Genomic DNA, 12,040 nt, shown 5'->3' with positions numbered 1-12,040 from the left:
CAAAAAAATAAGGCTCTATCCACCACAGCAACGGTCTCATCCCGTCGGCAATGGATAGAGCCTCCCTTGGTAGGCAAAACGAGCTTGTCCCGTCTCTTCGGAGACCACAAGAATCAAAGCATCACTCCGCTCGCTGAGTCCCAAGGCGGCGCGGTGGCGGGTGCCCAGATTCGCATCGGCCAGCCTGTTCTCGGAGAGCGGCAAAACGTTGCCAGCGGAAACTATCGAATTCGTCTGAATCAAGACAGCACCGTCGTGCAGAGGACTGCCTGGATAAAAAATCGATTCCAGCAAAGTGCTGCTGACAGCAGCATCGATCTGTGTGCCGCGATACACCCATTGATCAAGCGAATCCATCCGCTGAATCACAATCAGGGCGCCATGTCTGCGGTGCGACAGATGGCGAAGCGTCTGGGACAATTCGAGATACATATCTGTGTAGGGAGACAGATAGCAGTAGAGATAAAAAGAAGCCGCCGTCGCCTCGATGCTGGAGAGTCTCTGCTTGATTTGATCCAACTTTCCAAGGACACACTGGTTTTCATTGTTCATCGACAGCAAGCTGTCTTCGATCTCGTGCACCAATTGCTTCAGTTCCTGTTCCACCTGCAATTTCATCGGTGATACGTCACAATCCTGCCATTTCATCTGGCTTGCCCCGGTCCCGTCCATTCATCCGTTTCCTCCTTTCCGTTTCATTTCTATGGCGTGAACGCTCTTTGTCCCATATGTACAGCATTCCTTTTTGCCCCCGGATTATGCGGGTTTTCTGGACCACGAAAAAGCAGACTCCTCTCCAGAAGCCTGCTTCCTCTTTTACCTGCCTGTCATCATTCCTTCTGCTTTGTTGATCAGCGCTTGCAAACAATCCACCAGACGGTCTATTTCTTCCCGCGTATTGTAGAGCGAAATCCCCACGCGAACGAGTCCGCCTGCTTCTTCCAGACCCAGTGATTCCACTACGCGCATGGCGTAAAAATGTCCGCCCCAGACAAATAAACCTTGCTCACCCAGGGCTTTTGCCACCTCATCAGTATGGATGCCTTTTACGGTAAAGGAGACGGTGGGCGCACGCAAACCCACGTCAAACGGCTGCCCATATACGGTTACTTCCGCAATGGCCGAAAGCTTGTCATACAAGTAGCGGGCTACTCCCTCCTCGTAGACGTGAACCTTTTCCATGCCGCTCATGATTTGCTCCCGCAGCGTGCTTCCCTGCCCAAAAGAAGCGATGTAATCGACCGCCGCTCGCACCCCGGCGAGAGCAGCGAAGTTTAACGTGCCTGTTTCGATCCGGAACGGAGCCTCTGCCGACTGCGGTCTGAGCTTGTCCGTAGGGATTTGGTCGAGCAGGCCGGGACGACTGTAGAGAATGCCCACATGCGGCCCGTAAAATTTGTAAGCGGAACAGAGCAGAAAATCAGGATCAAGCGCAGTGACGTCTACCGGAAAATGAGGGGCATAGTGAACGGCGTCCACGATCATCCAAGCCCCCGCCGCCCTGCTCCACTCCCGAATCGCGGCCAAATCGTTTACCGTTCCAAGCGAGTTGGACGAGTAGCCGACTGCTACCAGCTTTGTCTTTGAACTGAGAAGCGACCGCAAATGCTCCAAATCGAGCTGCCCGTCTGCCGTCATCTTGACCGAATGTACGACCGCCCCCCGCTCTGCAAGTGTCAGCCAGGGGCCGCGGTTGGCTTCATGATCCAGATCGGTAATGATGATCTCATCGCCGGGGGCGATCAAGCGGGAAAGGCCACGGCCGAGCGCAAAGGCCAGCGAAGTCATGTTGGCCCCAAAGGAGATGCACGCGGGTGATGCTGCTCCCAGAAATGCGGCCATCCCTGCCCGGGCCTGCTCTACGATGATGTCAGTCTCCTCGCTGGTGACAAACGGGCCATGGGCGTTGGCATTGCTGGTCTCGTAATAGTCAGCGATTGCTTTTATCACAGACCGGGGAACCTGGGTACCTCCAGGGCCATCCAGATAGGCGGCCGGATTGTCACCCACCATCCGCTGCAAAGACGGAAAATCATGACGGAAGTGCTGGACATCAAAACTCATCTTCTTCCTCTCCCCTTTCTATTTAACAGAATATTCTTTGTTTTACATTAATTATACTTCTTCATTTTGATAAAAAAGCCTGCGACAAGTAAAAACATAATTGGTAGTTCCGAAAGTGAAAGTAAATTGCAGGAACAGAATACCTCGGATATATGACAGCTTCTGTCATATAGAAATGGTAAGATTGAAAGAACGTGTAAGAAAGAAACGGGCAGGTATACCTGATTGGTGAAAAGGAGGAGTGCATGATGCGGGCGGATCGCTTGCTTTCTCTGTTATTGCTTCTGCAAAATCACGGGCAAATGACCTCACGCGAGCTGGCTGAGCTGCTTGAGGTTTCCGAAAGAACCATCCATCGCGACATGGAGGCCTTAAGCGCAGCGGGCATCCCTGTATTCGCCGAGCGGGGCTCACACGGCGGCTGGAAGCTGGCCGAAGGGTATCGTACCACGCTGACGGGGCTTTCAACGAAAGAAATTCAATCCTTGCTGCTCATTCGCCCTACGGAACTGCTGCATGATCTGGGGCTGAAAGACCGCTTTGAGGCGGCCTTTCAAAAATTGTTGGCTGCGACTCCCCCAACAGCCCGAGATGATGCCGAGTCTGTCCGTCAGCTTATCCACATTGACGGGGCAGGCTGGCACCAGTCTGACGAAGCTTTTCCCTTTCTCCCTGTCGTCCAGGAGGCCGTGTGGGCCAGACAGAAGCTGCTCATCCGCTATCAGCGGGAGGAGGGCGTGGTGGAACGCATCGTTCAGCCTTTGGGACTGGTTGCCAAACGAAATGTCTGGTACATGGTCGCAGAAGTGAACGGCGAGTACCGCAACTACCGGATTTCCCGCCTGCAGTCAGCACAGCTTCTGGAGGAAAAATTTGAGCGGCCCGAAGCATTTGATCTCGGCCGATACTGGGAGCAATCCACGTCAGCGTTCAAAGCGAGCCTCCCGGTATATCCGGCACGGCTTTTGCTGACTGAAACGGGCCTGTCACGTATTCGCCAGGAGCGTTTTGCCAAAATCATTCAGGCACACCCTGCAGAGAACGACCGATTTGACACCGACGTCCAGTTTCAAATCCTGGACTCTGCCTGCGAAATCGTGCTTGGGCTGGGGGCCCATGTGGAAGTGCTGGAGCCGTTGGAGCTGCGACAAAGGGTGATCGCTGAAGCAATCGCCATTTTCTCTCTTTATGAAAAAAAGTAGCGCCAAGCGCCACTCCCTTACCGATACACACCATGCCGTACGATTTCCATATAGCCAGAGAGCTCTTCCAAGAATGGCTGCAGCGTCTCTAACCCTTTGTCTTCCTTTTCTTCATGGGCCCGAATCTGTTTTTGAAGCAAGGCCTCGACAGCAGCAATCAGGAATTCGGCCGCTTTCACCGGCGTGATCCCCTCCCGAAAAGCAGAGGCATCTATTCCCTTTATTAACAAGGCGAGATAGGTCGCATGAACCTGCTTCTCTCGCTCCCGAATCTCTTCCTTAACCTCGGCGGGGCACTGGATAAAGGTAGTTACCGCCAGCTGATAGATCAATGGCTCTTCGATGAAGAGCTTCATTTTTGCCATGCTGAGATCAACTACTCTTTGCAACAGATCACTGGAATCATCTTGCAATTCATCAGTCAGATAGCGTTGAAAGTAGTCGATACAAGTATCTACGATGTACAAATACAGATTTTTTTTATTGGAAAAGAAGTGAAACAGCATTCCTTTGGATACACCAGCCCTCTGCACAACCTGATTGGTCGAGCCGAGTGCGTATCCCTTTTCGGCAAATTCGGTCAAAGCTGCTTCCAGCAGTTTTTTCTTGATCTCCTCATTCTCAGCGCCCCATAAGATCGCAGCTAGCTGACTGGCCTGGGTCGAGGCATCCAGCTTGGTTTTGGAATCTGACCGGATGTTCTTGCTCAACATTCTGCCCCCTCTATTGCTTGATTCTCTGTTTGCTGCAAAAGGATAGGTGTTCTCCCCATCTCATCCTACACCATATTGACCAGGTGGTCAAAGAGGATTACACTGTTCGTATCGACCACCTGGTCAAAGCTTCCCGATACATTTTCAAACAAGAGAGGATGGTAAGCATGCAACGTACGTTCAGCTTATTGTGCCGAATTTTCATGGGTGTCATCTTTTTGGGCGCTGGTTTTAACGGTTACCTTGTCATTTTCGGATTTTCGCCCATCTTTCCCACTAGCCCGAAAGCGATGGAATTTTTACAAGGCTATCTGCTCATTATGGTAAAAACAATTGAACTCATTTGTGGAATCAGTTTGCTCATCAATGTGTTTGTACCGTTATCACTGGTCATTCTTGCCCCGATTGTGGTCAATATTCTGGCTTTTCACCTGTTTGTCGATCCTGATCTGCTTCCTTTAGGGGCACTCGTCTTCGTCCTGGAAGTTCTTCTGATTTGGATCTATCGCAAGCAATATCTCGGAATACTGAAGGGAAGCTCTCCGTCGCCTCTTCACCCCGATTGATCCGAGCCGCATCGAAAACGGCAGGCAATCTTATCTGATACTTCGGCCACCACCGAAATAAGTCTCGCCTATAATCTATTTGGACATTCGAAGCAAAGGTGGTCGGTTATGAACACGAATCAACGTACGCATCAAAGCATCCACCCCTGGTCACCGCTGATATACAATTTCCGTCATTATTTTGGCTTGGGCGCACAAATGGGAAAATCATATCGCTCGGAGACCTGACACTCCAACTGGAGCTGCCCGCGTTGCTTTGTAAGAAAACGGCGCGGGCAGCCTATCCGCTCTCACCAGTTGTTTCAAGGGAACGGGAAAGTCCATACGCGAGGTTTAGGTATCTGTCCGCACGTCGTCCCAGTCAGCATCCATATACCGAATCAGCCAGTTCAGCGCCCTGTGCCTCTCCAGCACCACCTCGTCATTCAGACCGCCTTCAACCGGCTGGTTGTTGATTCTCGCATTGACGCACGCCCAGTCATACCGGTAAATCAGATCAGCCTGATCGAGAATTTCCGACGTGCTCCGAACAACGGCCTTCTGATAGAAGCCGTCATAATCTCCGGCTTCTTTCAAACAGTCGATCGCCATCTGTACATCACAAATCTGTCCCGGGAAATCAAGCTCCTCCACATAACCAAGTGCCCACAGCAATACCCAGTAGCATTCGTACATCCAGACCAACTGAATCGTCTCTGTCCGATCCGGCTGCTCCTCGCCGAGAAATGCTCTTTCCCTTTCCGTGAAAAATCCGGCAGCCCCGTATTGGCTTATGATGCCCTCTATAAATTCCCGCTCTTCCTGTACCTCTTCGCCCTCCGCAATGCCGCCCGCGTAAACCGCGACCAAACACAAAGCAATCGCCCGCTGCACGATTTCGTCTTTGCTGCGAATCACCGCCTCCTCATCAGCGACGATGACGGGCAGATGCTCGATGACAGGGATTCCCTGCTGACGCAGCCGCTCCATGCTTTGACGCTTTCGTTCTTCGTTCGAGGCTGTCTGTCGTACATGGCCATCGATCAAGTCTGTGCTGACAGTCACCAGAAAATCCTCCAGCTCCGACTCCCCTCCCGGCCCCAGAATCAGCTGTCCCTTTTTATCCAGCATCTCCCCAGACGGGAGAAACACAATGCCGTTCACACTTTCCGCGATCGCTAGGATTCGCTGAAATGTCTCATCATCCATTTCATGGCTCGACACGATCCCTACCGCTATATTGAGAGCCGTGATCTGCATCAGAAGTTTCTCCTTCACCTGCTCATGCACCGTTTCGATTTGCGAGAAAAATCCGTACATCCCGCGTATCATCTGGGTAAAGGCTTCTGTCTCTTTGTCCTCCCGCATGGTGCGCAAGGTGATCGTCCTTTTGCCAAACAATCTTTTCCGGGTAACTGTCACCGTGCATCCATCGGCTGAAGCCTCCACCGTTTGGTCACGGAAGCTCTCCCGGATGGCTTCTGTTACTTTCTCGACATGTTTCATCGACACGTACAGCGTGCATTGCGTCATCAAGATCCCTCGCTTTTTTCTTTTTCTGGCTATTCACAAGTTTGTGTCCCTACACCCATTATGCTATTCTGTTTTCCATATCCATCCTAATATTGGATTACAGCCCATTTCTGTATCGGTTTCAAGAACCCCACTTTTGAGGTGAATGCATGAAAAATATTCTGTTGGAAGAATTTTCGCCCGTTTGTCCGATTCAAGCCATTGTCGAAGAGTACGAAGATTGCGTCTACTTTTACTTATGGGATCACCCCGGAGAAGAGCATGCCAGCATCCGCTCCTGCTGGGTCAGGAACTACGGGATAGCGCCAGAAACCCTCGATCTGGATGCAATGGGAAGCGGTCTTGCACCGATGCTTCCCCGGGAGTTCTGTGCCCACCCGGACGGAGCGGAGAAGCTGGACCCCGAGGAGCTGTCTGTCGTCTGGTTTGAGGAATGTGATGCGGCCGCCCTGCTGTACAAAGGAGAGATCCTCAGCGTTATTCCCGGATGGGCCGGAGCATCGGCAGACGGTCACAGCTACCCCGCCTATGCCAGGGATTGCATAAGCGAATCGAGTCTTTGCTTTCCGCTGGGGACACCGGAGTCAAATGCCCTGTTCCAACGGGTCTGGTCAGCTCAGCGCTTTTGGCAAAGCTGGGAGGACGGCGATGCTTGGACAGCAAGACAGCAGACATCTCTGGACGCAGTTACCAATGCCCTCGGACCGATTCAAAACTACTACGCCATCGACGGCGGGCACTGGCCGCCAAAAGCGCTGGTCAAAATCGAAAAGGGGGATGTGACCTACGTCCTGACGTTGGGCGTCTCCCTGCTGCCCCAGCCCAAAGTCGAGCAATATACCGAAACGCCGGAGCAACTGCGGAGATTTGAACTCGCATTTGCCTGCGAGACGAGCTGGCTTGCCAAAAATGAAAAGCCAATGCTGCAGTACATCAGCAGTCAAACCAGTCTTCCCTGGTCGTATCTAACCTTTTTGGCTCGCGGACATACCATCCCTTGTCAGGAAATCAGCCAGATCTGCGAGCGTTTCACGGCGGTCCTGCTGGCCCAGCCTGTTGAAGCTCCCACTGTTTCCTTTCCAACGACGGATGGCGATCCAATCAATCTGCTGTGGCTCGTCCCCCTTACCGATGCCGAACGAGAGCTGGCGATGGAGCTGGGCTCTGAACAGCTTGTGGAACGAGCTGCCGGCAAAGAAACCTTGATCTTTAACGGCGAACCTAAATTTATCCGCTAAAGCGCACGCCAGCAAAAGAAAAGCCCGCCTCTGCACGATTGCAAGGCGGGCTTTCCCACTCTATTTCATTATTGCTCTTCATTATTCTCTTTGTAACAATCCATGCAAACAGAGTCGTTGTTTTCGATCTCATATTCGGTGAGACGAGCCTTGCACTCCTTGCAAAGCACATCTGTCAGTACCAGATTCAAGACTTCTACCCCTTTCAATGCTTCCTGTAGTTCACTATCAGTGTAACAGATAAATGTAAGCTTTTTTTATGACAAGAGTTAAAATTCTGTGAATTTTATGCGTAAAACTGTAAAAACCACCCGGCTTTATTAGCTTTATCCGCAAGTTCGCTTGTCAGCTCGGGATTCTAACCAGCCCAATCGGCAAAGTTCATTGACATAACGTCGCATTTTTCTGTCTTTGACCACCTCGTTGACGTCCGTTCCACTTACGATCCATTTGTACACCTGCAGATGCTGGGCCGTCAACACCGGTACGCGTCTCATCTTTTTGTCCACAGGCACCACGATCGTTTCAATCATGTAGATCCCTCCGATCCAGAACATTTGTTTGTATTATACCTGATCTGCAGGAGACATGCAAAAAATCCAACGATCATATAAAAACTTATTTTCTTCTGCCGGATACAATCGGTTTCGAAGAACACTATCCTTCCCCCTTTCGTAGGATACAAATAGGCACGTAACATGAAGAAGTGGGAGGAAGAAAGATGTACGGTTATCCGCACCATGGATACAATCCGATAGGGATCTCTGATCATGGGTACAGACAGCCGACGGCAGCAGCGGCATTGATTCAGGGAGGCCCTCTTGCCCCCAACCTGCACGGCTATGTCACGTTTACCGATGTCCCCTATGGCACGGAGGTAACGGTCGAAGTGACGGGACTCCCTCCCTATCAGCCAGCAACCGCCGGCGGGCAGCCGATTGGACCGCACGGCTTCCACATCCATGATGGCGCAAGCTGCGAGGTTGGCAACCCGCAAGACCCCTTCAAACAGGCAGGAGAGCATTGGAACCCGACCCATCAGCCGCACGGCAACCATGCAGGTGACTTTCCGGTTCTCTTTTCAAATGACGGGTACGCCCATATGTCTTTTTTCACCAATCGATTCCGGGCCAGTGACGTGATCGGCAAAACGATCATCATTCATCAAAACCCGGATGACTTTCGTACGCAGCCTGCCGGCAACTCCGGCAAACGTCTGGCCTGCGGTCTGATCCAGCCGAGATAACAGAAAAAAGATGAATAGAAGCACGTCAACCAGTCTAAAACATGAACATGTTCTAGGCTGTTTTTTTACGTGCCGGATGTGATAAGTTGATCTCAAGGCCTGCGGGGTTGACAGCCAAAGCGCAAGGGAACAGGAGTGAACCCGTTAGCGAAGTTAAATTTTCCAAAGGTACAACAAAAACCGCCTGATGCTTGTGTGCTCAGGCGGTTTTTCGCTTTTTTACGCACTCTGCAGCTTCAGCTTTTTTTTCGGCTTTACCCGCATCCCGCACTCGCATAACGTACTATGCTTCAAATAGGTGAGTGCTGTGTGGCAAATCGGGCAGATGCTTTGCGTGCTTTGGGTGCTCTTCGTCATTTTGCCTCACCCGGTACAGGCAAGCCAAGCCCTTCCGCCACGCGCGTTCCGTACTCCGGATCGGCCTTGTAAAAATGTCCAATCTGCCGGAGCTTGATCTCTTCTATTGTTACCGGCTTCATGGAATTAACAATATTTTGAACCAGACGCACCCGCTCGCCCTCACTCATCAGGCGATAGAGATCGCCCGCCTGGGTATAGTGATCATCGCGATCATAGGCGACGCTGTCTGCTTCGCCGGCTACGGGATAGGCCGTCGTCCTGTGCTCCTGCGCTTCGGTCGGACCGCCAAAGCTGTTGGGTTCGTAGTAGACGGAGCCGCCTCCGTTTTGATCAAAGCGCATGTGACCGTCGCGCTGATAGTTTTGCACGTCGTTGCGCGGGCGGTTGATGGGCAGCATCTGATGATTGGTCCCGACGCGATAGCGATGTGCATCATGGTAGGCAAAAAGCCGTCCCTGCAGCATTTTGTCCGGAGAAACTTCAATGCCTGGTACCAGAGTGCCTGGGGAGAACGTCGCCTGCTCCACCTCGGCAAAGTAATTATCCGGGTTTCGATCCAGAACCATTCGGCCGACTTCGATCAGCGGATAATCCTTTTGCGACCATACCTTCGTCACGTCAAATGGATCGAAGCGATACGTATCTGCGTCTTCCAGCGGCATCAGCTGCACGTAGAGTCGCCATGCCGGATAGTCGCCGTTTTTGATCGCATTGAACAAATCTTCTGTATGATAATCCGGGTTTTCGCCGGCAATCTTGGCTGCTGCTTCAGAGGAGAGATTTTTGATACCCTGCTCGGTTTTGAAATGGTATTTGACCCAGATGCCCTCTCCCTTGGCATTGACCCACTTGAAGGTATGACTGCCAAAGCCGTGCATATGACGCAGGGTCGCGGGAATTCCCCGGTCGGACATCAGGATCGTAACCTGATGCAGGGATTCAGGAGACAATGACCAGAAGTCCCAGACCGCTGTCGGATTTTTCAGATGTGTTTGAGGATCTCTTTTTTGTGTATGAATGAAGTCCGGAAACTTGATCGCATCCCGAATAAAGAAAACAGGTGTGTTATTCCCGACCAGATCATAGTTGCCCTCTTCGGTGTAAAACTTCACGGCAAATCCTCGCGGGTCACGGACGGTATCAGCGGAGCCCAACTCGCCGGCCACCGTCGAGAATCGAACAAAAAGCGGAGTGCGTTTGCCGACTTCCGATAAAAAAGCGGCTTTCGTGTGCGCAGTCAAATCATTGGTGACTTCAAAATAACCGTGTGCACCCGCCCCTTTGGCATGCACAACCCGCTCGGGGATTCGTTCCCGGTTGAAATGCGCCAGCTTTTCCAGCAGATGAACATCCTGGATCAAAGTGGGACCGCGCGAACCGGCAGTCATAGAGTGTTGATTATCCCCGACAGGTGCTCCCCAACTGGTGGTAAGATTGTTCTTCCTATTTGCACTCATCGTCAAGTCACCTCGCTAATTTGATCTTACAATCAAATGATAACATTTATCATACTAAAATCAATACTTTTTTATAATAATTTTAATTAGAGAATTTATATCGAAAAAATCGCAAAAAAAATCCTCGCCAAGCAGCGAGGAGATGAAAAAGGTTGTTAACAGCGTATTTTCTATTTTCCCCACACTTTCACCATTCTATTCCTCTCCGTCACTTTTCAAACCAAAAGAAAAAACAGACCTGTGAAAAACAGATCTGCTTGTCTGATCATCTATTGTACGTTCATACTTTGCGTACGTTCGTCGCTTGCGGGCCGCGCTGTCCATTTTCGATGTCAAACGTAACTTCCTGGCCTTCATCCAGGGTTTTATAGCCTTCTTCTTGGATGGCAGAAAAATGTACAAATACATCCTCTCCGCCTTCCCGCTCGATAAACCCGTAGCCTTTTTCACCGTTAAACCATTTTACTTTACCTTGTTCCATCATTTTCCTCCTAGCAATGTAGCACATACATTTTGAAATAGAATCTTGCCTGTTTATGATTGCCAGGAAAAGAAAAAAGTAAACATGGTGATGAGAAATTTTTACGTCCTGGCTGTCTTGAAAGCTGCTCAATGGTTAGCAGCTTAACTGGAGCTTGCGAAGAGACGCCCCACCCCATTGATTTTTTTCAGAATCACCCTTGCAATTCCACATCAAGCTGCTGAACCGCCGTTTCCAACCGCTGTCGAAGTTCCTCAGACAGCTCAAATCCTCCGCCTTCCAGCCGCTCCACCCACTGATCCACCCCGTACACGCCGGATAAAATATGGGTGCCGCCCAGCGCTGCTACCACCGGCTTTAACGCATAGTCAATCGCCAGCAAATGAGCGATCGTCCCGCCGATGAACAGGGGCAGAACCACTTTGCCCTTCAGCCCTTTTTGAGGCAACAAATCCAGGAAGGTTTTGAGAATGCCCGAATAGGCTGCCTTGTAAACAGGGCTGGCGATAATGACCGCATCCGCCTCCGTCACCAGCTCAAGCGGCCTTTGAAGCTGTTCACTGGTGAAATTCGCCCGGATCAAGTCTTCTGCGGGCAAATCGGCAACGGCAATCAGACTAACTTCATGACCAAGCTGTTGCAGCCGATCCTCTGTATGGCCAATCAACCCCAAGAGACGGGACTGATGATTGGGACTTCCCGAAATAATGACAATGCGGGCCATCTTATTTTGCCTCCTCTTGCAAATGTTTGGTTAAGGCTTTTCTCATGCTTGCTTCGCGGTTTATTCGTGAAAGCCGCCCAGCCCGGAAACAGGCTTTCTCCGCGGCAGTCGTCGTCCCCGCTTCAATCATTCTCCGACGCAGTCGTCTCCAGGCCAGCCTCAAGCATTCTCTGTTGCAGTCGTCCGGCCCAGCTTCATGCTTTCTCCGTTGCAGTCACCGCCAGCAGCGATTCCAGACGGCCCAGCTGCAAATCCACCCATGCCACATAGCTGGTCCCGGTGCCCACCTCAACAACCGGAACATGCCGGATGCTGTATTTCGCTTGCAGGACGTCACGAAGCGAATCATTTCCGTCTACGCTGATGTTCTCGTAGGGAATCTGATGTTTTTCCAGATACTCCTTCACCTCGTTGCAAAAGTGACAACCTTGTTTGCTCCAAACAACCACTTTTCTGTCGGCAGCCATGCTCTTTTCC

The 12,040-nt window shown here is 51.3% G+C and carries 15 protein-coding genes and 1 pseudogene; 5 read left to right on the top strand and 11 right to left on the bottom strand.

Features of this window, described 5'->3' with window-relative positions; genetic code table 11:
- Nucleotides 1-36: 36 nt before the first annotated feature.
- Together cdaS and NDK47_RS06210 are read right to left on the bottom strand one after the other, a co-directional pair.
- Nucleotides 37-672: a sporulation-specific diadenylate cyclase CdaS gene (gene cdaS / locus NDK47_RS06215; RefSeq protein WP_407653387.1), complete on the bottom strand. Its 636-nt coding sequence runs from the start codon at nucleotides 670-672 to the stop codon at nucleotides 37-39.
- 144 nt (nucleotides 673-816) lie between these two features.
- Nucleotides 817-2,064, bottom strand: a complete 1,248-nt coding sequence (locus NDK47_RS06210) for a cysteine desulfurase-like protein (protein WP_251873993.1) — start codon at nucleotides 2,062-2,064, stop codon at nucleotides 817-819.
- 248 nt (nucleotides 2,065-2,312) lie between these two features.
- Between NDK47_RS06210 and NDK47_RS06205 the strand changes: the two genes are divergently transcribed.
- The gene (locus NDK47_RS06205) at nucleotides 2,313-3,266 is read left to right on the top strand and encodes a helix-turn-helix transcriptional regulator (RefSeq protein WP_251876017.1); all 954 of its coding nucleotides are present in this window, start codon (nucleotides 2,313-2,315) and stop codon (nucleotides 3,264-3,266) included.
- Between the two features lie 17 nt (nucleotides 3,267-3,283).
- On the opposite strand, the gene NDK47_RS06200 is transcribed toward NDK47_RS06205, so the two are convergent.
- Nucleotides 3,284-3,976: a TetR/AcrR family transcriptional regulator gene (locus tag NDK47_RS06200; protein WP_251873992.1), complete on the bottom strand. Its 693-nt coding sequence runs from the start codon at nucleotides 3,974-3,976 to the stop codon at nucleotides 3,284-3,286.
- Between the two features lie 170 nt (nucleotides 3,977-4,146).
- Here NDK47_RS06200 and NDK47_RS06195 point away from each other — a divergent pair, with 170 nt between their 5' ends.
- Nucleotides 4,147-4,545 (top strand): hypothetical protein, encoded by a 399-nt coding sequence (locus NDK47_RS06195; protein WP_251873991.1) that lies wholly within the window; start codon nucleotides 4,147-4,149, stop codon nucleotides 4,543-4,545.
- Between the two features lie 144 nt (nucleotides 4,546-4,689).
- Nucleotides 4,690-4,773 (top strand): annotated as a pseudogene (locus NDK47_RS06190) (flavin reductase family protein); the annotation flags it as partial.
- A 105-nt stretch (nucleotides 4,774-4,878) separates the two neighbouring features.
- On the opposite strand, the gene NDK47_RS06185 reads toward NDK47_RS06190, so the two are convergent.
- Complete coding sequence (locus NDK47_RS06185) at nucleotides 4,879-6,057, bottom strand: DUF4272 domain-containing protein (protein WP_251873990.1); 1,179 nt, start codon at nucleotides 6,055-6,057, stop codon at nucleotides 4,879-4,881.
- A 149-nt stretch (nucleotides 6,058-6,206) separates the two neighbouring features.
- Here NDK47_RS06185 and NDK47_RS06180 point away from each other — a divergent pair, with 149 nt between their 5' ends.
- Nucleotides 6,207-7,295 (top strand): suppressor of fused domain protein, encoded by a 1,089-nt coding sequence (locus tag NDK47_RS06180; RefSeq protein ID WP_251873989.1) that lies wholly within the window; start codon nucleotides 6,207-6,209, stop codon nucleotides 7,293-7,295.
- A gap of 68 nt (nucleotides 7,296-7,363) precedes the next feature.
- On the opposite strand, the gene NDK47_RS27630 is transcribed toward NDK47_RS06180, so the two are convergent.
- Together NDK47_RS27630 and NDK47_RS06175 are read right to left on the bottom strand one after the other, a co-directional pair.
- Nucleotides 7,364-7,486, bottom strand: a complete 123-nt coding sequence (locus NDK47_RS27630; RefSeq protein ID WP_256481344.1) for a hypothetical protein — start codon at nucleotides 7,484-7,486, stop codon at nucleotides 7,364-7,366.
- 135 nt (nucleotides 7,487-7,621) lie between these two features.
- Nucleotides 7,622-7,828 (bottom strand): hypothetical protein, encoded by a 207-nt coding sequence (locus NDK47_RS06175; protein WP_251873988.1) that lies wholly within the window; start codon nucleotides 7,826-7,828, stop codon nucleotides 7,622-7,624.
- Between the two features lie 188 nt (nucleotides 7,829-8,016).
- Here NDK47_RS06175 and NDK47_RS06170 point away from each other — a divergent pair, with 188 nt between their 5' ends.
- The gene (locus tag NDK47_RS06170) at nucleotides 8,017-8,541 is read left to right on the top strand and encodes a superoxide dismutase family protein (protein ID WP_251873987.1); all 525 of its coding nucleotides are present in this window, start codon (nucleotides 8,017-8,019) and stop codon (nucleotides 8,539-8,541) included.
- 219 nt (nucleotides 8,542-8,760) lie between these two features.
- Here the strand turns inward: NDK47_RS06170 and NDK47_RS06165 are convergent, their stop codons facing one another.
- The 5 genes from NDK47_RS06165 to NDK47_RS06145 all read right to left on the bottom strand — a co-directional run bounded on the left by NDK47_RS06165 (nucleotide 8,761) and on the right by NDK47_RS06145 (nucleotide 12,030).
- Nucleotides 8,761-8,898, bottom strand: coding sequence for a hypothetical protein (locus tag NDK47_RS06165; protein ID WP_251873986.1), 138 nt, complete (start codon nucleotides 8,896-8,898; stop codon nucleotides 8,761-8,763).
- Entirely contained in the window at nucleotides 8,895-10,358 is a 1,464-nt protein-coding gene (gene katA, locus NDK47_RS06160; protein ID WP_251873985.1) for a catalase KatA, read from the bottom strand. The genes NDK47_RS06165 and katA overlap by 4 nt, the downstream gene beginning before the upstream one ends.
- 280 nt (nucleotides 10,359-10,638) lie before the next feature.
- Nucleotides 10,639-10,839 carry a cold-shock protein gene (locus NDK47_RS06155; protein WP_251873984.1) on the bottom strand — a complete coding sequence of 67 codons (201 nt, stop codon included), beginning with the start codon at nucleotides 10,837-10,839 and terminating at the stop codon, nucleotides 10,639-10,641.
- Nucleotides 10,840-11,032: 193 nt separating this feature from the next.
- Nucleotides 11,033-11,563 (bottom strand): NADPH-dependent FMN reductase, encoded by a 531-nt coding sequence (gene ssuE, locus NDK47_RS06150; RefSeq protein ID WP_251873983.1) that lies wholly within the window; start codon nucleotides 11,561-11,563, stop codon nucleotides 11,033-11,035.
- A 194-nt stretch (nucleotides 11,564-11,757) separates the two neighbouring features.
- Nucleotides 11,758-12,030, bottom strand: coding sequence for a glutaredoxin family protein (locus NDK47_RS06145; protein ID WP_251873982.1), 273 nt, complete (start codon nucleotides 12,028-12,030; stop codon nucleotides 11,758-11,760).
- Between the last annotated feature and the right edge of the window lie 10 nt (nucleotides 12,031-12,040).

It is taken from the genome of Brevibacillus ruminantium (assembly GCF_023746555.1).
Taxonomy (GTDB): Bacteria; Bacillota; Bacilli; order Brevibacillales; family Brevibacillaceae; genus Brevibacillus; species Brevibacillus ruminantium.
The sequence above is the reverse complement of the archived record's forward strand: the minus strand, read 5'-3'. Positions and strand labels throughout refer to the sequence as shown.

Bases quoted from the DNA above. Each gene is read 5' to 3' on its own strand.
- cdaS (WP_407653387.1), bottom strand. From the start codon at position 672: ATGGACGGGACCGGGGCAAGCCAGATGAAATGGCAGGATTGTGACGTA.
- NDK47_RS06210 (WP_251873993.1), bottom strand. From the start codon at position 2,064: ATGAGTTTTGATGTCCAGCACTTCCGTCATGATTTTCCGTCTTTGCAG.
- NDK47_RS06205 (WP_251876017.1), top strand. From the start codon at position 2,313: ATGCGGGCGGATCGCTTGCTTTCTCTGTTATTGCTTCTGCAAAATCAC.
- NDK47_RS06195 (WP_251873991.1), top strand. From the start codon at position 4,147: ATGCAACGTACGTTCAGCTTATTGTGCCGAATTTTCATGGGTGTCATC.
- NDK47_RS06185 (WP_251873990.1), bottom strand. From the start codon at position 6,057: ATGACGCAATGCACGCTGTACGTGTCGATGAAACATGTCGAGAAAGTA.
- NDK47_RS06180 (WP_251873989.1), top strand. From the start codon at position 6,207: ATGAAAAATATTCTGTTGGAAGAATTTTCGCCCGTTTGTCCGATTCAA.
- NDK47_RS06175 (WP_251873988.1), bottom strand. From the start codon at position 7,828: ATGATTGAAACGATCGTGGTGCCTGTGGACAAAAAGATGAGACGCGTA.
- NDK47_RS06170 (WP_251873987.1), top strand. From the start codon at position 8,017: ATGTACGGTTATCCGCACCATGGATACAATCCGATAGGGATCTCTGAT.
- NDK47_RS06165 (WP_251873986.1), bottom strand. From the start codon at position 8,898: ATGACGAAGAGCACCCAAAGCACGCAAAGCATCTGCCCGATTTGCCAC.
- katA (WP_251873985.1), bottom strand. From the start codon at position 10,358: ATGAGTGCAAATAGGAAGAACAATCTTACCACCAGTTGGGGAGCACCT.
- NDK47_RS06155 (WP_251873984.1), bottom strand. From the start codon at position 10,839: ATGGAACAAGGTAAAGTAAAATGGTTTAACGGTGAAAAAGGCTACGGG.
- ssuE (WP_251873983.1), bottom strand. From the start codon at position 11,563: ATGGCCCGCATTGTCATTATTTCGGGAAGTCCCAATCATCAGTCCCGT.
- NDK47_RS06145 (WP_251873982.1), bottom strand. From the start codon at position 12,030: ATGGCTGCCGACAGAAAAGTGGTTGTTTGGAGCAAACAAGGTTGTCAC.